Origin of the sequence: Pectobacterium sp. S5 (genome assembly GCF_051707265.1) — a bacterium.
Lineage (GTDB): Bacteria > Pseudomonadota > Gammaproteobacteria > Enterobacterales > Enterobacteriaceae > Pectobacterium > Pectobacterium polare.
Genome location: NZ_JAULSZ010000002.1, coordinates 225,747 through 250,797, shown reverse-complemented (window position 1 = coordinate 250,797; position 25,051 = coordinate 225,747). Strand labels below are relative to the sequence as shown.

The window sequence follows — 25,051 nt, the reverse complement described above, 5'->3', positions numbered from 1 at the left end:
CTACTATCCACGGCTTAAAAATTTCGTGCCTTGAAAGTAGATTAGGCTCCATCGAGCCAGATTCGGCGGCGAGCATCGCCCCGGCAGAGACAAGAATTAGAGAAAACGATTAAGGAAGAGCAACGTGAAATCACCTCTCAGTGCATTATCTACGCAGTTAAGTGAGCTAATGCTTCGCGATCGGCAACGTCTGCGCCGCCGTTTACAAGGTGCGGCGAAGGTCAGCAGCCCGCAGGCTCAGGCGGCGATCGCTCAGGAAATAGAGGGGGAAATCGCTGCCGCGCGCCAGAAAGTCGAGAACCGACGGGCGAGTTGTCCGACGATTCACTATCCTGAACAGCTACCCGTTAGCCAGAAAAAAGACGAGATACTGGATGCGCTGCGTCATCATCAGGTGATTATCGTCGCGGGTGAGACGGGATCGGGTAAAACCACGCAGTTGCCGAAAATCTGTCTCGAACTGGGGCGCGGGGTGCACGGTCTGATTGGTCACACGCAGCCGCGTCGTCTGGCTGCCAGAACCGTTGCTGACCGCATTGCTGCCGAGCTGGAAACGCCGCTGGGTGGCAGTGTCGGTTATAAAGTCCGTTTTAACGATCAGGTGGGTGACAATACGCTGGTCAAACTGATGACCGACGGTATTCTGCTGGCGGAAATTCAGCAGGATCGCCTGTTGATGCAGTACGACACGCTGATCATCGATGAAGCGCACGAACGCAGCCTGAATATCGATTTTATCATGGGCTATTTGTGCCAGCTGTTGCCAAAACGTCCTGATTTAAAAGTAATTATCACATCGGCGACCATCGATCCGCAGCGTTTCTCTCGCCATTTTAATAATGCGCCAATCATTGAGGTGTCCGGCCGGACCTATCCGGTGGACGTGCGCTATCGTCCCGTGGTGGAAGACGCTGATGACAGCGAGCGCGATCAGCTACAGGCGATTTTTGATGCAGTCGATGAACTGACGCGCGAAGGGCCGGGGGATATTCTGGTCTTCATGAGCGGTGAACGTGAAATTCGCGATACGGCAGAGGCGCTGACCCGTCTGGACTTGCCGCATACCGAGATCCTCCCGCTGTACGCGCGCCTGTCGAATCAGGAACAGAACCGCGTCTTTCAGTCACATCACGGCCGCCGTATCGTGCTGGCGACCAACGTAGCGGAAACCTCGCTCACCGTGCCGGGGATTCGCTATGTCATCGATCCGGGCACCGCGCGCATCAGCCGCTACAGTTTCCGCACCAAGGTACAGCGCCTGCCGATTGAACCTGTCTCGCAGGCGTCGGCGAATCAGCGTAAAGGACGCTGTGGACGTGTCGCCGCTGGGGTGTGTATCCGTCTCTATTCCGAACAGGATTTCCTGTCGCGGCCTGAATTTACCGATCCCGAAATTCTTCGCACCAATCTGGCTTCCGTTATTTTGCAAATGACGTCATTGGGACTCGGCGATATTGCCGCGTTCCCGTTTGTTGAAGCGCCGGATAAACGCAATATTCAGGATGGCGTGCGGTTGCTGGAGGAATTAGGTGCGATTAATCTGGCAGAGAACGGGCATTACCGCCTGACGCCGCAGGGGCAACAGCTGGCGCAATTGCCGATCGATCCACGTTTGGCGCGAATGGTGCTGGAAGCGCGTAAGACCGGCTGTGTGCGTGAAGTGATGATCATCACCGCGGCGCTGTCGATTCAGGATCCGCGCGAAAGACCGATGGATAAGAAGCAGGCATCGGATGAGAAACACCGCCGTTTTGCCGATAAAGACTCCGATTTTCTGGCTTTCGTCAATCTGTGGGATTATCTGCGTGACCAGCAAAAAGCGCTGTCTTCCAGCCAGTTCCGCCGCCAGTGCCGCATGGATTTCCTTAACTACCTGCGCGTGCGTGAATGGCAGGATATCTACACGCAGCTGCGTCAGGTCGTGAAAGAACTGGGGCTGCCGGTCAACAGCGAGCCCGCCGATTACCTGAGTATTCACTGCGCGCTGCTTACCGGTTTGTTGTCGCATGTCGGGCAGAAAGATATTGAGAAACAGGAGTTCAGCGGTGCGCGTAACGCACGGTTTGCGATTTTTCCTGGCTCCGGGTTATTCAAAAAACCGCCTAAGTGGACGATGGTCGCTGAACTGGTGGAAACCAGCCGCCTGTGGGGTCGTATTGCCGCGCGTATTGAGCCCGAATGGATCGAGCCGCTGGCCCAGCATCTGATTAAACGGAGCTACAGCGATCCTCACTGGGAGAAAGCGCAGGGCACGGTGATGGCGCAGGAGAAGGTGACACTCTTCGGGCTGCCGATTGTCGCGGCGCGCAAGGTGAACTACAGCCAAATCGATCCGACGCTGTCGCGTGAAATGTTCATTCGCCACGCGCTGGTGGAAGGTGACTGGCAAACGCATCACGCCTTTTTCCGCGCCAACCTCAAATTGCTGGCGGAAGTGGAAGATCTCGAGCATAAATCGCGCCGCCGCGACATTCTGGTGGATGACGAAACGCTGTTTGCTTTCTATGACCAGCGGTTGCCGCACGATGTTGTGTCGTCACGCCATTTTGACACATGGTGGAAAGCCGCCAGCCGGGATAATGCCGACCTGCTTAATTTTGAAAAGAGCATGTTGATTAAAGACGGCGCGGAGAAGGTGAGCGCGCTGGATTATCCGAACTTCTGGCATCAGGGCAGCCTGAAATTGCGGCTGTCCTATCAGTTTGAACCGGGCGCGGACGCCGATGGCGTCACGGTACATATTCCGCTGCCTATTCTCAATCAGGTGCGTGAAGAAGGTTTTGAGTGGCAGATTCCCGGCGTGCGCCGCGAACTGACGATCGCGCTGATTAAGTCATTGCCTAAGCCGTTACGTCGTAACTTCGTCCCCGCGCCGAACTATGCCGAAGCGTTTCTGGCTCGTACCACGCCATTAGAGAAAGGGCTATTGGATGCGCTGGAGCGTGAACTGCGGCTGATGACGGGCGTCACGGTACCACGCGAGGCATGGCAGTGGGATCAGGTGCCCGATCATCTGAAAATCACGTTCCGCGTTATTGATGAGAAGAATCGGACGCAGCGGGAAGGCAAAGACCTGAATGCGCTGAAAGGTCAGCTCAAGGATAAAGTGCAGCAAACGCTGTCATCCGTAGTGGATGACGGGCTGGAGCAGCGCGGTCTGCACGTCTGGAGCTTCGGTTCGCTGCCGGATTGCTATGAGCAGAAGCGTGGCGGCTACTCGGTTAAAGCCTATCCGGCATTGGTGGATGAAAAGGATAGCGTGGCGATTCGTCTGTTTGACACGCCGCACCAACAGCAGCAGGTCATGCGGCAAGGGCTGCGCCGTCTGTTACTGCTGAACATTCCGTCGCCGATTAAATATCTGCATGAAAAGCTGCCGAACAAGGCGAAACTCGGCCTCTATTTCAACCCGTACGGCAAAGTGTTGGATCTCATCGACGACTGCATCGCTTGCGCGGTGGATAAGCTGATTGAATCATCCGGTGGCCCGGTCTGGCAGGAAGAGGCCTTCCAGCAACTGCATGAAAAAGTGCGTGCGGAGCTGAACGATACGGTGGTTGAGATCGCCAAACAGGTTGAGCAAATCCTGACCGCGGTCTTCACCATTAACAAGCGTCTGAAAGGGCGTGTCGATATGGCGATGGCGCTGGCGTTAAGCGATATCAAGAGCCAGATGACCGGTCTGGTGTTCCGTGGTTTTGTGACCGCAAACGGCTGGCAGCGTCTGCCGGACGTGCTGCGTTATCTGCAAGCGATAGAGCGGCGTCTGGAGAAACTGGCGCAGGATGTCCACCGTGATCGAGCGCAGATGCTGAAAGTGGAGCACGTTCAACAGGCGTGGCAACAGTGGTGGAATAAACTGCCTGCGGAGCGACGTGACGACGACGATGTGAAAGCGGTGCGCTGGATGCTTGAAGAGCTGCGCGTCAGCTACTTTGCTCAGCAGCTAGGAACGCCGTTCCCGATCTCGGATAAGCGCGTATTGCAGGCGATGGAGCAGGTAGAAGGGTAATTCCCTTGGTATCACATCAGGTCGGCAAGGGCTGCTTTTTGATCTCAAGGTAAGCCGACCTGATGGCTTCTTCACCATACTGCTGTTCCAGACGTTTTATGATGAAATGACCTTTCGCCATGTTTTGGTAGTGGTGAATAAACAGCGTATTAATGGCCGCACCGCTGGCAGCCCCAATCACCGGAACAATCTGTGCGGCCATTTTCTCCGTCATGGTTACGCCCAGTCTGGTGGCGACCGCATCAATCAATTTTGCCAGCGTTTTTCCTGCCTGTGAGGTGCTCATTCGGGCAGACGCTTTCCCTGCGCTTTTCTTGCCAGCAATGCCGATTAATTCGCGGCTGGCATGTCGGGTGATATCGGCCAGAACGGCGCGTGACGTGTAATAAGCAGAATCGGCAGCGTCGTCGCTTTCTTGTGTTCCACCGAGCGCGAAAACCTCCACACAGGCGGCTTTGACGGAAAAATCAGTGAGGGAGAAACCTTCGCTGCGGGCAATATCCGCCACGGAACGCATCATGATGGTGGTGCTGATAGGCAGTTCAACCAGCAGACCCGCCGCGCCAAAAAAACCGCTAACTGCACCGGAAGCGGCGACGGCCAGCTTGTGTGTTTTTGGTGATGCTACGCGATCAGGCGCATCCTCTAGCGTATAGAGTGCGGCGTCTACCGCTTTGTAGAGCGCGGAATGAACCACATCCTGTATTTTGTTTTTCACCAGGACGGGTAATTTCGACAGGCTCCATTCAATCGGTTTTCCAACCAGATTCGCCGCCTGTATGGTAAAAGAGGGGGCTTCTAGCAGCGCCATGGCCTGTCTGATGGCGAGCGCATCCTGCTGAGTAAGAAGAGTCATGCGCGTTCTCCGTACCGTTGGTTGAATTGCTGCCTGACGGGATTGTTATGCAGACGTTTGTGACGAGCGCGCCGCTAACCAGGCGGTAAAAGCCTCGGGTGGGATAGGTCGGGAGAAATAGTAACCCTGTACTTCATCACACCCAAAATGAGCCAGGTATTCGAGCGTTTCCTTATTTTCTACGCCTTCCGCCAGCACAATGTAATTCAATTTGTGCAGCATGCTGATAACGGATTGCACAATGACGCGGCTTTTGCGGTCGGTTTTTATATCTTTAATCAGCGATTTATCCAGCTTTATCACCGTAGAGGGAATATTGCGCAGATAGCTCAAGTTGCTATATCCCGTGCCGAAATCATCAAGCGCGATAGTAAATCCGAGCTGTTGCAGCGTTTGGATGGTGGCGAGCGTTTCGGTGCTTTCGATGATTTTCTGCGTCTCGACACACTCAATGTCAATGTCCTGAGGGGTGAGGCCGTGGTTCTCCAGAATGGTGATGAGGCGTGGGATAAAGTCATTCTCGGAAAAATTTCTGGCAGAAACGTTAATCGACACGGGAAAATTCAACCCCTCCTGACGCCACTGCTTTACTTGGCATGCCGCTTCTCGGGTGACCCAGTCCGTTAACGGACGCATCAGCGTCGTACCTTCCGCGAGCGGAATAAACTGGTCGGGATAAATCTCACCTAACTCAGGGTGACGCCAGCGAATCAGCGCTTCAGCACCAATGACAGTGTTGGTCTTGATGTTTAATTTCGGCTGATAAACCAAATAGAGACCCTGCTTCTTGTTCTGTAGCACATCGGCCAGCTCATTGAGCAAGGTAAAGGCGATTTGCTGCGCTTTATCGGCCTCTGGGTCGTAGGCAAACTGGTGAATATTCTTGGTGATGGCAGTGCGCAGTGCACTCATTGATTCACGCAAGATTTGCTGCGGCTCTTTGGCCGGAATCTGGAATTCGGTGTAGCCAACAAAAAGTTCCAGTTTGAGCGGAATATGGCTGGCGATACTTTCATGGATCCGCTCAGCACAGGCGTCGAGTTCCGCCAGAACTTGATCTTTCCTATCGGCCTTCACCAGTAGCGCGAAACGGCCTACGGCGGCAGAGTACAAATTGTCTGATGAATTTAAGCTAAGACGTAAAAAGACCCCGATATCTTTTAGCAGGCCTTCTACGGTCGGCATACCCAGCGCACATCCCATTTCATAGGCGTAAGAAATGTCGATGGTATCAATCAGAATAAGCAGGTAGGGCTCGTGAATGTCGGTAATGTGGCTAATGTCGTCAATCAGGCGCTGGCGATTGGGCAACAGCGTGACGGCATCAATCAGCCCAATCGCGTTGCGATATTCCATTAACACCATCGCAATGGTCGCTAAATCATGCAGGAGCCGCAGTTGGACCTTGCTGAAGGTGCGTGGGACATAATCGATGACGCTGAACGTACCGATGGAATAGCCGTCTTTGGTTTTCAGCGGTACCCCAGCGTAAAAACGGATAAAAGGTTCGCCGGTTACGTAAGGACTATCTTTAAAACGGTCGTCCTGAGTGGCATCGGGGCAGATAAAGGATTGACCCGTTTGTACGGTAAAATGGTCGAAGGAACCGATTTTATCCATATCATCCAAAGGAAAATGGGTCTTCGCTTTAACATGCAGAGATTTGGAACCAGTTAGCGTCACGAGAGCCGTCGGGGTTTCAAGGAGTTGGCAGGCCAGTTTCGTGAGTTTGTGAAGAATATCGTCTTGAGATATATCGGTTTTCTGTAATTCGTCGAGAGTCTGCATGCGTTTTTTTTCGTCATGGCTCAAATGTTTTAACATGTAGACTCTTCCTTTCCGCAATAATAATCGCGACAACATCAATTTAATTTAACGGCGACACAATAACATAGAGGCTAAAAATTGAGGTAACTTATTATATCGCCTTTATCTTTCCGTTAAGGTTCGGACGTTTTTTTGTCTTAAATCATGTTTTCGGTTTTCAGTGTGCTGTATGGATTTATGATATTTCCCAGTAAGTTACAAGTAGAGGTAAACGGTCTGGCTGAGAAAGTACTCTGCAAATAAAGGGGGAATCCAATTATAAAAAATGGTCGCTTCCATAAGATAAAAATAGCATCCTGATAATTGTTATACCCATTGTAGGGTGACAATATGGATGATTAACCTATCTCTCTGATAAGAATAGAACAGATATTTTTTTATACCATGAAATTGGCGGAAAACGATGAGGTCAGGCGGTATCCTGAATAATGATTTCCGCCTGACGGTGAGGTTCTGTGGGGCGTTAGCGTTACTTTGTTGCCTGCTGTTTTGCCAACGCTTCTAACTGCTGACGAATGGCGGTAACGGAAACGGCGCGATTATCGGCTCTATCGCGTTCACTGGCATCGGGCGCGGAGCTTTGGATGCCCATAAGCACCCAGCCTGCTGCTGAATTCAGCATCAGCGGGGATCCGCTATCGCCAGGCAGCGTGTCGCACTGGTGCGACATAACGGCGGTGTGAACCCAGCCGGTGATCAAACAGTTTTGATGGCGATAAAGCGTTTCCTGATGATCCTCTGGGTAACCGGCCTGCGTGACGCGCTGACCGTTGTCCTTCAAAGCCTGCATCAATTCCTGGCGGCTGCCTTGCCAGAGCGGGAGCGGACGAATGTCCGGTGGCGTTTGCTTTAGCCGAATCAGCGCATAATCCAGCGGTGCAGCTGAAGGCGGAACGATCCACCCCTCGCCGTCGGCTTTCAGTTTTTTGGCGAGCGTTTTATTCGCCAGCACTTCAATTTCCGTTGTTTCATACCGCCAGCCATTTTCTGTCGCCAGAAAGCGCAGCGCGACGGGTTTATCCATCTCACCTTTCGGTGGTGTAACCACGCAGTGCCCGGCTGTCAGCGCCAGATGCGGGGAAATCAGCGTTGCGGTACAGAGGTTGCCGCTGGCGGTTTCCAATTGCCCAATCGCTTGCCACGGCCAGACCGCCGTGTCGGGAACGCTATCCCGATCGTCATGGTTGAAAAATAAGATTTGTTGCTGCTTCTGCGCGGCGGTGTCCGTCGGTGAGGATTCAGCCCAACTGAGCGGGGCGATAAATGATAATGAACATAACAACCAGGCTGATATGCGCATGCAGTGAATAAACCTTATGAGAGAAGTCATCTTGAGGCGCTAAATATAGCGCGTTGAATTAACTATAGATGTATTTGTTGGTGAGGGACTGAGAATTAAAATGTTATCGAGTGTAAAAGGCGTCGGATAACATCACTGCGCTTATTTCATCATAATACCTCTATGCTCAAAACGCGGCGCCACGATCTGAAGTGGCGTCGCGTTTTTACATCAACAGTACAGCGAATGACATCCGTTTTATTCGTAGCTGACGATCACGACACGCGCATCTGAACTTAACGTTTTCGAACTCACCGAGCCGATGCCTTGCGGCAAAACAGCGTGTTGCGAGCTGTTTTTCATGTGTAGCGTTTGTATTTCACCTTGTCGTTCACAGCTGACGGTCACATTATTTGAGCGTGTTGTCACATCACAGACCGGTTCGACGATGGCACCCGAAAAGCGGATGATACCGGACGATGAAGAAGAAGAGGCGAAGGTATACGATGTCGCAGCCAGCGTGCTCAGCAATAGGGCAGATATTTGCAGGGTTCTTTTCATTATACAGTTCTCGGTATTGCCCGGAGTGTAATGATATAAACGGCGCTGAGTGATAAAACTTTACTGCTCTACACTCTTTATTTGGCTAGTGGTCTGCATTTTTGACGTTTACGGTTTTTAACGTTCAATAACCTCATGATTAATAGCGGTGCGATTAATCACGGCGTGATGCAAGCCCTGTGACTAGAGAAAAAAACTCAGGGTGACAATGCCACAGAGCAGAACGAGGGATAACATAATTTCAAATGAGTAACGCCGCATCATTCTCTCGTCCCCCCATGAAATAAACACCCGGTAAACCGGGTGTTTAATGATTGTTCTACGGCAAGCTCTTAGCGATAGATTTCAAATAGGGCTAACCGAAAGTGACGCCTTCCCCGTAGGGAAGGCGTGGTGCTTACCGATTACGCTGCTGGCGTAGTGGTCGCTGGTTTTGCCGTTTTGGCTTTCTTCACGTGTTTCTTGGCAGCCTGCGCTTTCTGAGCAGGGGCTGGTTTAGCTTTCTTTACGTGTTTTTTAGCAGCCTGCGCTTTCTGGGCAGGAGCAGGTTTGGCTTTCTTCACGTGTTTCTTGGCAGCCTGTGCTTTCTGAGCAGGGGCTGGCTTGGCTTTCTTCACGTGTTTTTTAGCGGCCTGCGCTTTCTGGGCAGGAGCTGGTTGGACTTTCTTCACCTGTTTTTTATGGTGAGCGGCTTTAGCCGGAGCAGACGTGGTCGCCGTAGGCTGAGCTGGTGCGCTGGTTACGGTATCCGCGGCAAACGCTACAGAGGACAGACCCAGTGCCGCACCTGCGATCATAACTAATACTTTATTCATCTTCATTTCCTCGTTATCTCATTCACGTTTCGTAGCCCTCAGTTGGGCCGGTAGAGAGAGAATAGGAGAAACAGCGGACGGCTTCAGTGAGTGATTGGTTTCGGCGTGTAACCTAATGTACAAGCCAGAAAAAGTGGGAAAGGCAGGGGAAAACGGCGGGGTTACCGCCGTCTCGGTGCTAGTGCTGAACGGCGATTGCGGCCTGCGTTGTTGCGGTTTTTACCGGCCAGCAAAAACGGAAACGGGCGCCGCCGAGCGGGCTGTCATCCACGGTAATGCTGCCGTCGTACGCCCGGGCGATAGCATGAACAATCGCCAGCCCCAGCCCACATCCGCCGCTGCTGTTCTCGATACCCGCTTCCAGACGGACAAACGGTTCAAACACGCTTTCCCGGCTGTCGGGCGGAATACCGGGGCCGTCATCTTCGACTTGCAGACACGCGATGTGCCCGGCGTCGGATGTCAGACTGATATGCAACCGGCTGTGGCAGAAGCGCAACCCATTGCCGATCAGGTTATTCAGCACTCGCTCCATCAGGCGTAAATCGAGCGCCCCAATCCGTGCCGAATGGCGCATGTCCAGCGAGATGTGTTTGTCAGGGTGGATCAGGCGGAAATCGTCAACTTTTGCCTGTAACCACGAAGGAATATCGATATCAGCAAGATGCAGCGTCACCTGCGGGCGGTCGAGTCTGGCATACGTCAGCAGCTCATCAATCAGCGCTTCGAGTTGACCAATATCCCGGTTTAACGCCTGCTGCTCGTCTTCTGTCAGGTTGTCGCTCATGGCCAGCCGATAGCGCAGCCTGACTAGCGGCGTACGCAGTTCGTGCGCAATATTGTCAATCAGCTGCTTTTTGCTGTTGATGAGCTGGTTCAGGTTATCCGCCATGCGGTTGAAGGCGACACCAAGCCGGTACAGGCTTGAGGTGCTATCGAAATGAATGCGCTCCTCCAGATGACCATCCCCGAGGCGCTGTGCGGCATTCTCCAGTTTTAGCATGGCCTGCCAATGTGGCCGCATCCAGAGGAAAACCGGCAGCGCCAGCGACAGGCCAATCAGCATCACCAGCAGTAAATCCAGCAGCCGCATTTCATGCAGGAAGAACAAATAAGGAATAGGGCCGACGGCAAGAACATAGTGGCTGCGGGGAATGCGTTGGATAAATGTGTATTCGTCATCCAGCGCGATAATCTCTCCCTGATTCAGACGTTGCCGATTCTTGGGGCTCAGCGCATATTTGCTCACCGGTTCGATGTGCAGTTTGAATGACAGGTTTAAATCAAGCTGGCTGATGGTTTTATGCCAATCACGAGGCGGAATCGCGCGCAGCTCATTACGAATGAGATACAGCGAGCTTTTCATCAGATCATCCATAGACTGACGTCCAGCGCGTTCGGCCGTGACTTTATAGACCAGCCCAACCAGAAGTGTCATGACGACAAAGCAGGCGAACAGTAATAGAAAAAACTGGACGAACAGCTTTCTCATAGCGTGACGCTCTCCCAGGTATTGGGGGCAAACAGATAACCTTTGTTGCGCACCGTTTTAATACGGAACGGCTCCAGCGGGTTGTCGTACAGTTTTTTACGCAGGCGAGAAATCGCGACGTCAATGCTGCGATCCATGCCGTCGTAGGTCACACCGCGCAGATTTTTCAGCAGCGCATCCCGGTCCATGATGTGACCCGCATGAGTCGCCAACTGCCAGAGCAGATCGAAATCCGCGGTGGATAACACGATGTGTTCTTGCCCTAATGTCACTTCCCGATTGACCGGATCGATACAGAGCAGGCCGAAGTGCAGGGATTTGTGCACCTGTAACGCGGCGGGCGCAGCATTTTCCGTCACGGCCTGTGGCACCGCAGCGTATTGCCGCAAATGCAGACGCAGGCGGGCGAGCAACACGGCGGGTGGTGTGGTTTTCAGAATGTAATCATCGGCACCCATTTCCAGCGCCAGAATATGATTCATATCGCTGTCCAGCGAGGTCAGCAGCACAATCGGGCCGCTATACTGTGGCCGCAATTCCCGACAGATTGTCATGCCGTCTTTGCCGGGCAGCATGATGTCCAACAGCACAAGGTCGGGCTGCTGCTGTTCAATAAAGGCCAATGCCTGATCGCCCCGCGCTTCAACCTGAACATCAATGTCATGCTTGCCGAGGTAAGCGGCGATCAATTTTCCCACCTCGGTATCATCTTCTATAAAAACAATCTTATGCATGGTATCTACGTTATCCCCAACTCACTGTTGATAGCATAGCCTGATGATAGGCGATAAACGAGAAATGAAGCGTAAATGGGTGTTAAGTGTTTGTTTACTTGCCCAAATTAGATAAGCTGCGGGGCGCGCTTTTTTTAGGCGATATCGCACCTGACTCTCGGTATTTAACGAGAGCAGTCACGACATATGACCGATTATTCCACTGGGAACCGCGCTGAAGATGAAACCGATTGACCAGATAAACAGCTGGATGCAGGAAGCCTTACGTCCTTATTTTGGGCTAGAACCGCTCTCGTCTGAATGGGATATTTTAACCGTACGTGACGGCTATTTTATCTGCTTTGATGGCGACACGATCCGCAAACGGATTACCGCCACCGAGCTAGATTATCAGGAAGAAGATGTCATTATTCACACGCGTGGCCGTGACGTTATTCTGCCGAGAACCGCGCGCGGTAAAGAAAAAAAGCTGACGTACACCAGTGTTTCTAGCGTCACGGCCGATGGCATTGTGTTTTCTGCGGGTGTCAGAACGCTGAATTCGGGCAGCTACGGTTATATCAGCGCCAGCAATTACCGCAACTCAATCGGACTACCGTTGCCGGAATGCCGTCATTTGACCAGCAAAGCAGAGATTGTCGAGTGGCTGCGATCTTATCGCGAACAATTACCGGCTGATTATGCGCACAAGCTGGAACGGCTGATGAGTATGAAGAATCAGCAGCATAAAACGGTTCCGGGCGACATCTTCCGGGTCGAAATAGACTTACATACCGATGGGTATGTTTTGGTGATTGGTAACCTGCGTCAGATGCAAAAGGACGAGCTATTTGCAGAACACAGCATCTGGAATGATGTGATGACGATGCCGCTGTTTGTCCGACCTTATCTTCTTCGCACAACCGAGCGTAATCTCCCTCTGTCGGAGATTGTGGCATCGTCCTTGTCTGAGAAGTGCTGGATTGTTATGGATAACTCGTTTCTGCGCGGTAACTATGAGTATGTGGGATCGAAAACGTTGTCGGAAGATGACATCCTGTTCCCCGTTGGCTATGGCCCAAGCATCAGTGCACAGCAAAGCGACTATCGTCTGTCGTGGGGACCTTGCTCGATCAATAAAGCCAGTCAGGATACCGCTTTTAAAGCCGGGCGTAGCTATATGAATAATGGGGCTTATAGCAGCGTATCAGCCGAATGCTTCGCTGATAAAGGCTTCCCTGGCTACGATAAAACGCTGCACAACCCGGAACATCGTGAAGCATGGGAACAGGCACTGGCCGAGTTTGGTTTTCCATCGGATACGACCTACGATGCTTTTGCCCAGCGTACTGGCGGGCTGACACGTGCGGCTTATCTGGCGTATGTCGCCGATAATAAAGCGTACCAGCGTAAGGCGCGAGTGAAGAAAAAAGAGACGAAATAATACCTGCTATCTCGGTGCACGTGCTTTCGGGCGCGTGCATGCCAGTGGACTGCGGTGGTGCAATAATTCTCGCTAATAATGTATATAAAATACATTAATGTGTACCTGGTCGGTTATTTCTTTATGTAATCAAATGGTTACTTGCATGGTTTTTTAATCGATATTGCTTAATAAAATGGAGCTGATTTATTAACCGCGGTGAATTATAAAAACGTGCTAATTTTAACGGTGTGTTTTTGAAAGAACTGGACACGAAAATTTCATCTGGTTACTATCGCTGGCCTGGATTTAAATGCTCTTTTGAGTATTAACTGACATTGGACTGCGATGCGTTTTTCAGGATTTAAAAAGATAACAATAACCATTTTCATGATGGCTTTTATCTCATTGTCTTTTTTATTTTCATTAAATGAATTATTGGTTAACCATCAGGAAAGTAAATTAACATTGCGCTCTGAAAAGTTACGTTTTCAGGCTGAAATGTTAGCAGAACAGGCACTGTCTGCGTTGGGTGATATTAACGCTATTGATGATGATATTTGTTCGCCAAACTACATTGAACAATTAAGAATGATAAGATGGCGTCATCTCAATATTGAAGATGTTGCTTCTTTAAAAGAAAATCGTATTTATTGTAGTGCCTTTTGGGGGGAAGTGAATCCTCCTCTGCCTATTACTGTGAAAAATGAAACGGAAAATAATAAGCCAGCATTAATTGAAGTGAAAAACAATAGCAAAACGCTGTATAACAATATCGCCCTCTATCAAGGTCATGCTGCGGTATTCGTCGCGCGAGGAACCTATGAAAGTATATTGAATACGGCCGCTGATGGATATTTCGTTATGACATCAGTGGATAAATCGCAAAAGTATTTTGAATCGAATTCGAAGGAATATATTGCTTCGGGTAATCCGTTACTGAGTAAAATATTTACCGCCAACACCAGTCTTTGTAGTCCCCAATGGCTGTTTTGCGTGATGGCTCAAAATGCGCGCAGCGGACTGCTGTCGCTCACATCTGGTCTCCTGTCTTTTGTCATGGCGGTTGCATTGATGCTGGGTGGGTTTTTGACTTTCTTCTGTTTACATATTGTCGATAAAAGACAATCGCTGAAGTCCCGCTTGAAGAAATCCATTAAGAGAGGGGATGTTTTTCTTGAATATCAACCGATGGTGAACGCCATTGATGGGAAAATAGCGGGTCTTGAGGCGCTAGTCAGATGGCGTGATAGCGTACATGGCTTTGTTTCTCCTGAGGTCTTTATAAAGGTTTCGGAAAAAATTGGGTTTTACGCAAAAATATCTGATTTTGTAATAAAAACGTCAGTGAAAGAAATGGCTGCTGTTCTCAATGAAAACAGAGAACTGACGCTGTCTATAAATATAACCGATCATGAAATTAACGAACCGACTTTCATAAGCCGATTGATTGAGACATGTGCTTCACATGGTGTTGAGCCTGCTCAGGTAAAGTTGGAAATATCAGAACGCTGCCAGCTATCGCAAAAGGAAATCCAGCTTTTTGCCGAGCGTGTGGCAAACATGAACATCAAACTAGCGATTGATGATTTTGGCGTGGCAAATTCGAACTTAGCATGGCTTACCGGTTTCAGATTTGATGAAGTTAAACTTGACGGTTCGTTAATGAAAAATCTGGATAACAAGAATAAAGAAAAGATATTGCATGCGATCTGTTTGCTCATTAAAGATATGGGAAAAGACATTGTTTTTGAAGGCGTTGAAGATGCTGAGCAATTAGCGATTGCCAGAGGGATTGACGCAGATTGCTTAATTCAAGGGTGGTTTTTTTATCGCTCACTGTCAGCAAGAAATATTGAAAACCTGTTAATCACTCAGGAAAAAATCACGTAGTGTGTCCCTGATTTTTATACTTGTCCTCTTCACGTTAAGAGCATTAACTTAACGGCTGCACAAGATGCAAGAGAAGAAGACATGGCGTGAAATATCCGGCCATGTCTTTGTGGCGGGGCTTTAACGCAAAGCCCGTCCACCCTCAATGCTCGGTGTTTTCTCTGCATCGAGAAAAATAATAAGTATTGGCCGAATAAATTCGTTCGTTGGTGCGTTTACACGTTGTCTACTTTTTTTAGGAGAACCCTGTTATGACGCGCATCGTTCCCGTTCTGGCCGCCGGGCTGCTCATCAGCCCACTGTTGCACGCTATGCCTCTCAACTACACCATTGCTACGGATAAAACCGCCATTGCGCTTTCATGGCAAGCATTTGGTCACCTTTCACAGGCTTCTCTCGACGGCGTGACGGGCAACATCACGCTGGATGCGGAAAAGGAAATAAATGACCGTATTGATGTGAAAATCCCCATCACGACGCTACAGGCTTCCAACGGCTTGCTGACTTACCAGTTAAAAAGCAGCCTGTTTTTTGATGCTGAGCACTATCCCGATATCACCTTCACTAGCAGCAGGGTGGTCGCACTAGGTCATGGCCATTTTCGGGTTTTTGGTTCACTGTCGGTAAAAAATATTCAACGCCCAGTTATTCTGGACGCCACGCTCGAAGAACATGACGGAAACGCATCTGGCGAAGACGCGTTGTCTCTCCATGCCACCACGGCGATTTCTCGATCGGCTTTTAATATGGATCGCTTTACCGGGGTGGTTGATGACCGCGTGGCAATCAGTATTGATATCCAGGCGAAAGCGCGACACACCGCATAAACATTTCCCGCCACTCAGGGGAGCAGCGAGTGGCGGGAGCACCAATGGCTAGGCCAGAGAAGTTTGCAGCCTGAGCGCGCTTTCAGTCAGTTGCGGTACAGGGTTACGGCCAATTAATACGAACTGATAGCCACGATTGTGCCACCAGACGACATGCATATCATGGCGTTGTTCATTGTTAAGCGCAGAGGCGGTTGCTCCCCGATCGGGAGAAATGCACAACGCCATTGGGCCATATTCGGCGTGCATCCAGGCAATCTGTGCAATGGCTGTGCTGTCGTAGCGCAGCATACGCACTATTTTCAGCTCCGCACCTTGAAGCGTCAGTTGCCGTACATTGAGTGGCAGCCCAATCTCTTGAGTGGCACGAGACAGCCCACGCTGTAAGGTGGGTAAGGAACTGTCCGCATCAAGCAGGGTTTCGGGGCTGTACAGTGACATGTACTGCGCTTCAAGATCGCGAATTTTCTCACTGTCGTTGCGAACAATCGAAACAGGACGGGCAAGGTAGCCTAGCCCTGAACCAATCACCAAGAAACTGAGTGAGGCTGCAATGAGCGAGCGGCGACTGACACCGACATGCGATGGCGGTTCTACGGACGCCGGATCCGTCGTCAGCAGTTCCTCAAGCCGAGCCTGCATTTTCGCCTGAGGCGCTTTGTTGAGTAACGGCGCGAAGGCCTCTTCAAGATCGAGATGGCTTTTCATCAGCTCGGCGGTGCGCTCGGCAAGTTGTTCGTCTTTTTCCAACTGTGTCGCGAATTGTTGTGCATCGTCGTCATCCATCTCACCATCCAACCAGGCAACGATGGCTTCATCGCCGTAGGGGGGCGTAAAACGCATGGGTTTCAAGACCGTTTCTCCTTTGCAGCAGGCAGAGCATCAGCTGGTTTTGCCAGCGTACTTCGTGCGGTGGCCAGTCGGCTCATAATGGTGCCGATGGGTACCGATAGCGTGTCCGCTGCCTCCTGATAGGTAAATCCTTCGACATAAACTAAAAAGACGGTATTGCGCTGCGCTTCTGGAAGCGCGCTGACGCGCTGCATGATTTTCTGGTAATGCCGACAATCATCATTCTGCTCTTGGGTATCCGGGGCCAATAGGGCTTCGCTTTCGACAAACCCTTGCCCCAGACGCACGCGGCGGGCGCGCAGTTCGGAAATCCATATCGAATGAAGAATGGAGAACAGCCATCTGTCGACTCGAGTGCCCGGGGTAAATTGCCCGCTCTTTTCGAGTGCACGAACGCAGGTAGACTGGACGAGCTCTTCGGCAACCTCATGGCTGCGCGACAGCACCAGTCCATAGCGCCACAGGCGCGTCAAATGAGCAGTAAGCTGCTGGCGAACGTCGCTGGTGGTGATTGGCTTATCCTCACACATTGATACTCAGGGAATTAACGCAAAGCCCGTCCACCATCAACGCCTAGCGTTTTCCCGGTGACGTAACGGCTGCTGAGCAGGTAATCCACCAGCCGGACAATTTCTTCTTCACCGGGGGCAATTTTCATCAATGACTTTTCCAGCGCCTGCTGACGATAGGATTCGTCATCCTTTTCATTAAACAGGATGAGGCCGGGGGCGATCGCGTTGACTTTCACCTCGGGTGCCAGCTTGCGGGCAAACGACCGCGTCATGTTATCCAGTGCTGCTTTGCTGGCGGCATAGGCAATGTGCTTATCGCTGCCTTTTTCTACCACGTAATCCGTCAGATGAATGATATCTGCACCCGCGATGCCTTGCCCACGCAGGCAGGGTTCCAGCAGTTGGTTGAGTAAATAGGGCGTATAGACATGGATTTGCAGCATATCGGCCAGCGTTTTTTCTGGCGGTGTGGTGGGGCTTTCAGGCTCCCAGCGGCTGGCATTGTGAATAATGGCGCGCAGCTGCGGCGTGAGCGCCTGGATTTGCCCCGCAAACGCATAGATGTTTTCCGTGGTGGAAAAATCGGCGATCAGACAAACGGCGCCATCTTGCTGTAGCGTCTCCAGTTCAGGATAAGGCGTGCGATAGCTGATGATGACCGGAATCGACTGGGCCAGAAACGAATGCGCCAGCGCCAGGCCAATACGCCGTGCGCCGCCGGTAATTAACACGGGAGCAGAAGAAAAAGTTGTCACAATTAGGTCTCCTCAACACGCTAGTCAAAAGGGGGCGAAGCGTGACAATATACCTGAATTAACCATCATATTGTTTACGGTTTTATACCCGTCAGGGTAGTGCGCGGCAAACCACTGGCGAAGAGGAGAAAAGGGAATATGGAAAAGTCCCCTGAGTCTACAAGTTCCAGTGAGCCACTCTGTCTGGACTACACGGATTATTTAGCAGCATTGTGCAAGAAACGTTGGCGTTTCGTGGATGCGATGTACGGCGTGATGCCGATTTTTGGCATGGTAACCAAGATGGCACCGACTCGGCAGATCGCGCCGAAAGAGCGGCTGAAGGGACTGGCGCTACAGGTGCTTTCTACGCAGGTGAGTGACGAAACCAATATCACCAGGCTGATTACGCTGGCACGCCAGCAAGGTCTGACCGCGTTTGATATCCAACTGCCTTATTCGCTGACGAACGAGCAACTGAGCGCCATTAGCAGTGAATGTGACGACGCGCTGGATTTAACGCTGCGGGACGAACGCCTGTCCGTCCGATTTAAGATGCCAGCCGTGCAGCACTAGCACGGCGTGGCCTGCACACTATTTCTATTCTGTTTCTGAGCGCACCGTCGTCGCCTCAATCGCCTGTGCTAATGAACCGTAGAAGCTGAGCCGCCCTTCAATCGGATGAACCTTCGCCCGCGCCAGCGTTTTTAACGGCTGGAAGGGAATATCGGTGATGATAAGCTGTTTACCTTCGGGTAGCGTTTCACTAAAGCGCAGGAACGAATTGAGTCCGCCAGCATCCAGCACCGGCACCGCATCCCACTGTAAGATGATGTTTTGATAGCCTTCGCTGCGCACTGTCAGATCGTTGAAGATGCGTTCGGCCGCCGCGAAAAACAGCGGGCCGTTAACGCGCAGCACCAGATGATCCGGTATTTTGGTGTCTGGCAGTTCGCTCAGGCGGGTCATCTGCGCGATGCGTCGCATGAACAGCAGGGACGCCAGCACGATGCCGACGGTAATCGCGATCACCATATCGAACAGCACGGTCAGCGACATACAGAGCAGCATCACGATAATGTCGTCTTTCGGCCCGTGGCGCAGCAAATCCACCACTTTGTGTGCTTCGCTCATGTTCCAGGCGACGATCAGCAGCAGCGACGCCATTGCCGCCAGCGGCAGATAAGACAGCCACGGCGCAAGGATCAGCAGCGCCAGTAACACCAGCAGCGCATGGATCACGGCGGAGATAGGCGAGTTTGCCCCCGCGCGCACGTTAGCGGCGGAGCGGGCAATCGCGGCGGTCGCGGTAATGCCGCCAAAGAAGGGCGCGATGATGTTACCGAAACCCTGACCCATCAGCTCCGCATTAGAATTGTGTTTTTTGCCCGTCATCCCGTCGAGCACGACGGCACACAGCAGCGACTCAATCGCCCCCAGCATCGCCATAGAGAACGCCGCAGGCAGCAGCGCGGAAATACTTTGCCAATCCAGCGTCATCGTCTTCCCATCCGGCGACGGAATATCCCACGGCAGAATGAGCTGCGGCAGGATAGGCGGAATCCCTTGCCCCTGCGAACCGTCCGCTAGCATATAGCTGAATCGGGAACCGATGGTGGCCACATTTTCACCGAGCAGCGACATGATTCCCATCACTGCGACGCCTGCCAGCAGCGCAGGCAAATGGCCGGGCAGGCGAATACCGAGTCTGGGCCAGACGATGAGAACCAGCAGCGTCGTTGCGCCAATCAGCGTATCAGCAAGGTGCAGGGTCGGCAGCGATTGCGCCAGCGCCGCCACTTTTTCGACGTAATGCTCGGGGACTACCGCCATCTGCAAGCCGAAGAAATCCTTGATTTGCATGGTACCGATGGTGATAGCGATCCCGGAGGTGAACCCCAGCGTCACGGAAAGCGGAATGTATTCAATCAGGCGGCCAAAGCGACAGAGCCCCATCAGCAGCAGAAAGACGCCGGACAGCAAGGTGGCAACCAGCAGGCCGGATAGCCCGAATTGTTGCGACACCGGATACAAAATGACGACGAAGGCGGCCGTCGGGCCCGAGACGCTGTAGCGTGAGCCGCCGCTGACGGCGATGACAATCCCGGCAATGGCTGACGTATACAGTCCGTACTGCGGAGGAACGCCGCTGGCAATCGCCAGTGCCATCGCTAGCGGTATGGCGATGATGCCGACGGTCACGCCAGCGATAATGTCGTGGGTAAAACGTTGTAGCGTATATTTTTCGCGCCAGCACGCATCGATCAGTGCGCTGAACGGCCTGACGCCGTTAATTCCGTGCGTTTTCATCTAAGCAGAAACCAAAGTAAGGAAGTAAATCAATATGGCGGGCCTGCCGGTCCGTCGACGACTGCCTTACGATACGCCGGACGCGCTCAGAAGATCCAGATATACATCAAGAGAAGTGGTTTTTGGCGGTGCCGACGCGGCGAAAACCGCGTCGGCAGGGGAATTACAGCGTGATGGTGATCAGATAGGCGGCAAAGAGCGCCAGATGCGCGCTGCCGCTCAACACGTTGGTTCTACCGGTGGAGAACGTAATGTGGCACAGCACCAGTACCGACAGCATCACGACAATGTGCGGCATATCCAGACCGAAGTTCAGCGTGCGGCCGGTCAGCATGGCGATGATCGTGACGGTAGGGACCGTCAGTGAAATGGTTGCCAGCACGGAACCGAAAAACAGATTCATGGCACGCTGCACCTGATTTTTCAGGACGGCGCGGATCGCTCCCAGCCCTTCAGGTGAGAGGATTAATAGCGCGACCAGGAAGCCCGTAAACTGCGTCGGTGCGTTCATTTCGGTCAGCAGCGTTTCCAGCGGCATGGAGTTCGTCTTGGTGACCGCGATAACAGCAACCAAGTGAACCAATAGCCAACCAGTGTGCCACAGTGAACTGTGTGCGGACGGTTTTCCATGGTGCGGATCGTCACCGTCGCCTTCGTCTTCATGCTCATAGACAAACAGGCTTTGGTGCGTACGCGTTTGAATCAGCAGGAAAACGCCGTACATCGCCGCAGAAATAGCGGCAACAATCAGAGATTGCGCTACGCTGAAATTACCACCGGGCAAGGCGCTGGGGAAAACCAACACGATCACAGCCAATGGGAAGATCGCCATCAGGTACTGCTTGATGCCGCTGAGATTGACGTACTGTGTGGCGAATTTACGGCCGCCGAGTAAGAGGGCGAAACCGACCAGACCACCGGTGACAATCACGATAATGGAATAGAGGGTGTCACGCATCAGGTCCGGGCCAGCGTCACCGGTTGCCATCAGTGCTGAAATCAGGCTGACTTCAAGAATGACGACGGATAGGCTGAGGATCAATGAACCGTAGGGTTCACCCAGACGGTGTGCGAGCACGTCGGCGTGACGTACCACGCTGAAGGCGCTGAACAGTATCCCGGCTAGCGCGATGGCGTTAATGCCGAGAATGGCGAGGAAATCTTGTGACGTGCCCCACATGTAGAGCACGGCCAGCGCAATAACAGGAAAAATGAGCGAGTATTCATGATGGCGAGTTTTGACCACCTCAGCATGAGACTTCATTGCGGGAGTTCTCCTTATCCAGAGGAATGATACGGCAAAATATCCCCGTCATATTTCAAGTCAGCCTACTGGCAGCTCGAACTATTTAGGGCATAAAGCCATTTATTGTGGTCGTAAAATCCTTTATTCAGGTCGTAAGCCCTTTATTAAGGGGGTAGAACAACAATAAACAGCAAAAGGTTACTAAAAAGTAGTTATAACGTAATAAAACGAACAATATGATAACAGATTGTCATGTTGATGCGGTTTTTTTTACGGATTTTTACGCTTTGAGATGAAATTCAAATGAAAAGGGAGAATCTGCGTGTCTTCTCCCTATCATGATAATATCAAATGTCTTTTTTATGGTTATGCGTCAGGATTATCCATAATATCGTGACGTTTATGATGATAATCCTCTTCATTTAGCCCTTCTCGCCAATAAGGCACAGCATACATCTGATTTCGCTCACACCCGCGTTCGCGACGCACGTGGCGGCGAAGCTGAACCACGATGCGATCCTCACCGGCTAACCAGTAAAATGCATTTTCAGCCGACGGAAGTGCCTGAAACTGCTGCAACAATGCATCGGTCACGTCCGTTCCGCCGACAATCCAGTGCAGATGAAGCTGTGCTGGTTTAGCGATATCAAGTTTATCCGCCTCGCTGTCGACACGGATTACCGCATGCCCCGTTGCGTCATCAGGCAGGTTCTCCAACAGCGCCATGAGCGCGGGGAACGATGACGGGTCGGCAGCCAGATAATAAGCGGCCGCTGGCGGCAGCATCGGGAGCGGGCCACCGGGTTGCGAAATGCCGACCCAGTCGCCGGGCTTGGCCTGACGGGCAAAGGTGACGGCAGGGCCGGCGTGCTCATGCAGCGCGAAAACCATATCCAGCTCCGCATCCTCCGGGCGCACCGCACGGACGCTATAGGTGCGAACGATGGGGCGGGCTTCGCCCTCTGGCCAGATCGGGCCGCGTTCACCAATTGTGGGCAGAGCCGGTTTTTGCTGTCCTGTCTGAGGCAAAAAGAGCTTGATGTGTGCACCGTATCGCTCGATCGGATAATCGCGCAGCGCGTCGTGATGGAAAGTAATGCAGCGTAAATGAGGGGAAATATCGTGGATGTGTTTAACCTGAACTAAAACAGGCTGACGCGGCGTTGCCATTCAGTGTCTCCGTGGATAGTCGATTCCAAATTAAGAATGATAATAACACGAGATGATAATTATTATCATTTGATGTCTGCCCGTTATTATTCTTGTCACCGCCGATACTTTTTATTGGAGTCGAGCGCTTTCATGCCACGCGTACGGCAGCCTCCTGACCTCACAAAAATGAGGTTTGTATCAAGAATTTGTCAAGTCTAGCGGTGAGTTGCCGATTAGTTGATATACCCGTCATACTTCAAGTTGCATGTGCGTTGGCTGCATTCAGTCACCCGAATCACTTACCTAAGTAAGCTCATCGGGATGCCTTCTCTTGCCGCCTTCCTGAAACTCGAATTATTTAGGGTACAAAATCGGAATCTTGCGTGAGTGAAACATTATCACGAACTTTTTCAGTCTTTGTGACCAGTATCAAACTTGATCGCAAAGCCATAAATGAATAACCTCAATATAGATAGTGTTGTAAAATTAAGCAGATGAAGCAGTTAGGTTTTTACACGCAGGGCGAGAGCCGATCTGACGAGCAGCAAAAGAGTAAGGTTGGGGGTAGTAAGTAGTGTTAACACGCGATTTTTTGCAGAAAGCAGATTGTAGAACGTCTTTTGGTTGTATTGAAGAAACCTTATTGCTCACCCCGCAACAGCGGGCTGACTCGTTGGACAGGACGCTGGCGCTCCGGCCAAATAGCTGTCCTGTCTGGGTATTTGGCTATGGTTCACTCATGTGGAACCCGGTTTTTGACGCCGAAGAAACCTGCCTTGCTACGTTGGCAGGGTGGCAGCGTGCCTTTTGCCTGCGCCTCACCATCGGCCGCGGCACGCTAACGCAGCCAGGGCGGATGCTGGCGCTGAAACCCGGCGGGCAAACGACGGGGTTGGCTTTCCGACTGCCGGAAACCTCATTGCGTGAAGATCTGGAGCTGCTGTGGAAGCGTGAAATGTTGACGGGCTGCTATCGTCCGCTCTGGTGCGAACTGCATCGCAAGAACGGGGCACCGCTGACGGCGCTGGTGTTTGTCTCCGAGCCGGAGCATCCCCTCAACGAAAATGATACCTGCATTCAGAGCGTTGCCCCGCTGATTGCGCGCGCGAGCGGTCCGCTCGGCACCAATGCGCAATATCTGTTTGCACTCGAACAAGAGCTGAAGAATCACGGAACGGAAGACGAAAGCGTGAGTGAACTGGCGCAGCGGGTGAGAATCCTGCAACAGTCGTGTTCTGCGGCGGCAGGGAACGGTTAATAACGAAACTGCGATGAGTGGAAGCATTGAGGTGAACGACGAGATCGCCGTTCACCTTGAGACAATGTGAAGCAACTGACTTACCAGCCGACGCCAACACCCATGGTGTACAGCGTGTCGTCAACATTCCCCTGATTACTTTCGATACGGGTACGTGACACTTTCATGCTCATAGAAGACCAGTCGGTCAGCTTGAAGCGCAGGCCCGCATCCGCTTTCAGATAGATTGGCGCAGTGCCATCAAATGAACGACCCAATTCACCGTTGGTGAAGGCTTCAACCGATTTGCTAAACAGGTAGCGGTTGTACGCCCACTTAATCGCACCGGAGTAGAAGTCATCATCGCCTTGATCGCGGTAGACGAAGGTTTGGGAGTTGACCAGCGACGTCAGTGAGAACGCGCCTAAATCGTTATCCCAGAACTGATAACCGGGACCGAGACCGAAAGAGCGGTTGATTTTAATGCTTTCAATCCAGTCGCGTTTGTACTGATAACGACCCTGCCAGAACCAGTTCTCATCTACGAACTTATCCAGTGCATATTCGCCAGCCGCATTCTTGGTGCTCTCGACTTTATCCTCTTTTGCCAAATGGTAGCTGGCATCAAGGTTGTGTCGCCACGTATCGTGACGCGCTTTGGTGTTCAGCGTCACATCGTAGTTGTCGGTTTCTGTCGAACTTTTCTTGTGCGACATGCCAGCGTCAATGTTGCCTTTCCAGGCTAAATCGGTCACCAGCGGCTTCTGCGCGACGATGGACGTGATTTCGGAAAGCGGCAATGTCTGCGGGCCAGCGGCTTCGTTAGCCAGCGACGGGTTCGCGACGATGGCGCGGTTTTCGCCTGCTTTGATCGTCGGATACAGTACGCCTTTTTCGTAGCGTTCGCCTTGAATCACCAGACCATGGTCGGATTCAAAGGTTTTCACCTTGTCCCAGGCAACAGAAATAGAGCCTGCATAGTCGGTGTTGATAAAGAGTTTTCCGCCGTCAAGCAGCGTGATTTTCCCTGTGAGCTGGTCGCCATTGGTCAGCCAAATGGTGTCAGCGCGGCTCTGTGTAATGCCAGCAGAGAGGGCGATAACCAGGCTGAGGGAAGAGAGTGCGTGTTTGGATAGTGTCATTATTGCCAAGTAAACAGTGGTGACAGGTAGTGAGATGTCCGTCAAAGACAAAGACGTACAGCCGATGATAACGAACCGGTTTAGTCCGGAACGGCAAACATTAACAGGAATCGTAGTGATGCTCTACCCGAAAACGAAAATTGATTAGAATGTAAATAGTTATAAAAG

20 protein-coding genes are annotated in these 25,051 nt (G+C 51.8%); 6 read left to right on the top strand and 14 right to left on the bottom strand.

Going from position 1 to position 25,051, the window contains the following annotated elements; all coding sequences use genetic code 11:
- Nucleotides 1–124: 124 nt before the first annotated feature.
- Nucleotides 125–4,012, top strand: coding sequence for an ATP-dependent RNA helicase HrpA (gene hrpA, locus QWJ20_RS10665; RefSeq protein ID WP_433992518.1), 3,888 nt, complete (start codon nucleotides 125–127; stop codon nucleotides 4,010–4,012).
- Nucleotides 4,013–4,028: 16 nt separating this feature from the next.
- Here the strand turns inward: hrpA and QWJ20_RS10660 are convergent, their stop codons facing one another.
- The 7 genes from QWJ20_RS10660 to rstA all read right to left on the bottom strand — a co-directional run bounded on the left by QWJ20_RS10660 (nucleotide 4,029) and on the right by rstA (nucleotide 11,576).
- Nucleotides 4,029–4,868: an EcsC family protein gene (locus QWJ20_RS10660; RefSeq protein ID WP_433992517.1), complete on the bottom strand. Its 840-nt coding sequence runs from the start codon at nucleotides 4,866–4,868 to the stop codon at nucleotides 4,029–4,031.
- Nucleotides 4,869–4,913: 45 nt separating this feature from the next.
- Complete coding sequence (locus tag QWJ20_RS10655) at nucleotides 4,914–6,692, bottom strand: sensor domain-containing phosphodiesterase (RefSeq protein ID WP_433992516.1); 1,779 nt, start codon at nucleotides 6,690–6,692, stop codon at nucleotides 4,914–4,916.
- 472 nt (nucleotides 6,693–7,164) lie between these two features.
- Entirely contained in the window at nucleotides 7,165–7,995 is an 831-nt protein-coding gene (locus tag QWJ20_RS10650; RefSeq protein WP_433992515.1) for a trypsin-like serine peptidase, read from the bottom strand.
- Between the two features lie 237 nt (nucleotides 7,996–8,232).
- Entirely contained in the window at nucleotides 8,233–8,535 is a 303-nt protein-coding gene (locus tag QWJ20_RS10645) for a hypothetical protein (protein ID WP_109411157.1), read from the bottom strand.
- A 404-nt stretch (nucleotides 8,536–8,939) separates the two neighbouring features.
- A complete protein-coding gene (gene asr, locus QWJ20_RS10640) occupies nucleotides 8,940–9,350 on the bottom strand; it encodes an acid resistance repetitive basic protein Asr (RefSeq protein WP_433992514.1) in 411 nt (136 codons plus the stop codon).
- A 178-nt stretch (nucleotides 9,351–9,528) separates the two neighbouring features.
- Nucleotides 9,529–10,842: a two-component system sensor histidine kinase RstB gene (rstB, locus tag QWJ20_RS10635; protein WP_433992513.1), complete on the bottom strand. Its 1,314-nt coding sequence runs from the start codon at nucleotides 10,840–10,842 to the stop codon at nucleotides 9,529–9,531.
- On the bottom strand, nucleotides 10,839–11,576 hold the full coding sequence (gene rstA, locus QWJ20_RS10630) for a two-component system response regulator RstA (protein ID WP_174869688.1): 738 nt from the start codon (nucleotides 11,574–11,576) through the stop codon (nucleotides 10,839–10,841). The genes rstB and rstA overlap by 4 nt, the downstream gene beginning before the upstream one ends.
- A 220-nt stretch (nucleotides 11,577–11,796) precedes the next feature.
- On the opposite strand from rstA, the gene QWJ20_RS10625 reads away from it, so the two are divergent.
- The 3 genes from QWJ20_RS10625 to QWJ20_RS10615 all read left to right on the top strand — a co-directional run bounded on the left by QWJ20_RS10625 (nucleotide 11,797) and on the right by QWJ20_RS10615 (nucleotide 15,698).
- Nucleotides 11,797–12,999, top strand: coding sequence for an immunity 26/phosphotriesterase HocA family protein (locus tag QWJ20_RS10625; RefSeq protein ID WP_433992512.1), 1,203 nt, complete (start codon nucleotides 11,797–11,799; stop codon nucleotides 12,997–12,999).
- Between the two features lie 327 nt (nucleotides 13,000–13,326).
- Entirely contained in the window at nucleotides 13,327–14,871 is a 1,545-nt protein-coding gene (locus tag QWJ20_RS10620) for an EAL domain-containing protein (RefSeq protein ID WP_433992511.1), read from the top strand.
- A gap of 251 nt (nucleotides 14,872–15,122) precedes the next feature.
- Nucleotides 15,123–15,698 carry a YceI family protein gene (locus QWJ20_RS10615; RefSeq protein WP_240585492.1) on the top strand — a complete coding sequence of 192 codons (576 nt, stop codon included), beginning with the start codon at nucleotides 15,123–15,125 and terminating at the stop codon, nucleotides 15,696–15,698.
- 48 nt (nucleotides 15,699–15,746) lie between these two features.
- Here the strand turns inward: QWJ20_RS10615 and QWJ20_RS10610 are convergent, their stop codons facing one another.
- From QWJ20_RS10610 to folM, 3 genes are read right to left on the bottom strand one after another with little or no spacing between them, the layout of a single operon-like run.
- Nucleotides 15,747–16,550 (bottom strand): anti-sigma factor family protein, encoded by an 804-nt coding sequence (locus QWJ20_RS10610; protein ID WP_433992510.1) that lies wholly within the window; start codon nucleotides 16,548–16,550, stop codon nucleotides 15,747–15,749.
- On the bottom strand, nucleotides 16,547–17,080 hold the full coding sequence (locus tag QWJ20_RS10605) for a sigma-70 family RNA polymerase sigma factor (protein ID WP_433992509.1): 534 nt from the start codon (nucleotides 17,078–17,080) through the stop codon (nucleotides 16,547–16,549). Before QWJ20_RS10605 ends, QWJ20_RS10610 begins: the two co-directional genes overlap by 4 nt.
- A 14-nt stretch (nucleotides 17,081–17,094) precedes the next feature.
- A complete protein-coding gene (gene folM / locus QWJ20_RS10600; protein ID WP_433992508.1) occupies nucleotides 17,095–17,817 on the bottom strand; it encodes a dihydromonapterin reductase in 723 nt (240 codons plus the stop codon).
- A 138-nt stretch (nucleotides 17,818–17,955) separates the two neighbouring features.
- Here folM and QWJ20_RS10595 point away from each other — a divergent pair, with 138 nt between their 5' ends.
- The gene (locus tag QWJ20_RS10595; protein WP_433992507.1) at nucleotides 17,956–18,372 is read left to right on the top strand and encodes a hypothetical protein; all 417 of its coding nucleotides are present in this window, start codon (nucleotides 17,956–17,958) and stop codon (nucleotides 18,370–18,372) included.
- A gap of 24 nt (nucleotides 18,373–18,396) precedes the next feature.
- Here the strand turns inward: QWJ20_RS10595 and dauA are convergent, their stop codons facing one another.
- From dauA to QWJ20_RS10580, 3 genes are all read right to left on the bottom strand, one after another.
- Nucleotides 18,397–20,106 (bottom strand): C4-dicarboxylic acid transporter DauA, encoded by a 1,710-nt coding sequence (dauA, locus tag QWJ20_RS10590; protein ID WP_433992506.1) that lies wholly within the window; start codon nucleotides 20,104–20,106, stop codon nucleotides 18,397–18,399.
- Nucleotides 20,107–20,269: 163 nt separating this feature from the next.
- Nucleotides 20,270–21,370 (bottom strand): sodium-potassium/proton antiporter ChaA, encoded by a 1,101-nt coding sequence (chaA, locus tag QWJ20_RS10585; protein WP_433992505.1) that lies wholly within the window; start codon nucleotides 21,368–21,370, stop codon nucleotides 20,270–20,272.
- 348 nt (nucleotides 21,371–21,718) lie between these two features.
- Nucleotides 21,719–22,522 (bottom strand): siderophore-interacting protein, encoded by an 804-nt coding sequence (locus QWJ20_RS10580; RefSeq protein ID WP_433992504.1) that lies wholly within the window; start codon nucleotides 22,520–22,522, stop codon nucleotides 21,719–21,721.
- Between the two features lie 556 nt (nucleotides 22,523–23,078).
- Here QWJ20_RS10580 and QWJ20_RS10575 point away from each other — a divergent pair.
- A complete protein-coding gene (locus tag QWJ20_RS10575; protein ID WP_052900882.1) occupies nucleotides 23,079–23,762 on the top strand; it encodes a gamma-glutamylcyclotransferase in 684 nt (227 codons plus the stop codon).
- 80 nt (nucleotides 23,763–23,842) lie between these two features.
- Here the strand turns inward: QWJ20_RS10575 and QWJ20_RS10570 are convergent, their stop codons facing one another.
- On the bottom strand, nucleotides 23,843–24,883 hold the full coding sequence (locus QWJ20_RS10570; RefSeq protein ID WP_039480786.1) for a DUF481 domain-containing protein: 1,041 nt from the start codon (nucleotides 24,881–24,883) through the stop codon (nucleotides 23,843–23,845).
- Nucleotides 24,884–25,051 lie beyond the last annotated feature (168 nt).

Coding starts and splice junctions, on each gene's coding strand:
- QWJ20_RS10660 (WP_433992517.1), bottom strand. CDS start 4,868: ATGACTCTTCTTACTCAGCAGGATGCGCTCGCCATCAGACAGGCCATG.
- QWJ20_RS10655 (WP_433992516.1), bottom strand. CDS start 6,692: ATGTTAAAACATTTGAGCCATGACGAAAAAAAACGCATGCAGACTCTC.
- QWJ20_RS10650 (WP_433992515.1), bottom strand. CDS start 7,995: ATGCGCATATCAGCCTGGTTGTTATGTTCATTATCATTTATCGCCCCG.
- QWJ20_RS10645 (WP_109411157.1), bottom strand. CDS start 8,535: ATGAAAAGAACCCTGCAAATATCTGCCCTATTGCTGAGCACGCTGGCT.
- asr (WP_433992514.1), bottom strand. CDS start 9,350: ATGAATAAAGTATTAGTTATGATCGCAGGTGCGGCACTGGGTCTGTCC.
- rstB (WP_433992513.1), bottom strand. CDS start 10,842: ATGAGAAAGCTGTTCGTCCAGTTTTTTCTATTACTGTTCGCCTGCTTT.
- rstA (WP_174869688.1), bottom strand. CDS start 11,576: ATGCATAAGATTGTTTTTATAGAAGATGATACCGAGGTGGGAAAATTG.
- QWJ20_RS10625 (WP_433992512.1), top strand. CDS start 11,797: ATGAAACCGATTGACCAGATAAACAGCTGGATGCAGGAAGCCTTACGT.
- QWJ20_RS10620 (WP_433992511.1), top strand. CDS start 13,327: ATGCGTTTTTCAGGATTTAAAAAGATAACAATAACCATTTTCATGATG.
- QWJ20_RS10615 (WP_240585492.1), top strand. CDS start 15,123: ATGACGCGCATCGTTCCCGTTCTGGCCGCCGGGCTGCTCATCAGCCCA.
- QWJ20_RS10605 (WP_433992509.1), bottom strand. CDS start 17,080: ATGTGTGAGGATAAGCCAATCACCACCAGCGACGTTCGCCAGCAGCTT.
- QWJ20_RS10595 (WP_433992507.1), top strand. CDS start 17,956: ATGGAAAAGTCCCCTGAGTCTACAAGTTCCAGTGAGCCACTCTGTCTG.
- dauA (WP_433992506.1), bottom strand. CDS start 20,106: ATGAAAACGCACGGAATTAACGGCGTCAGGCCGTTCAGCGCACTGATC.
- chaA (WP_433992505.1), bottom strand. CDS start 21,370: ATGAAGTCTCATGCTGAGGTGGTCAAAACTCGCCATCATGAATACTCG.
- QWJ20_RS10580 (WP_433992504.1), bottom strand. CDS start 22,522: ATGGCAACGCCGCGTCAGCCTGTTTTAGTTCAGGTTAAACACATCCAC.
- QWJ20_RS10570 (WP_039480786.1), bottom strand. CDS start 24,883: ATGACACTATCCAAACACGCACTCTCTTCCCTCAGCCTGGTTATCGCC.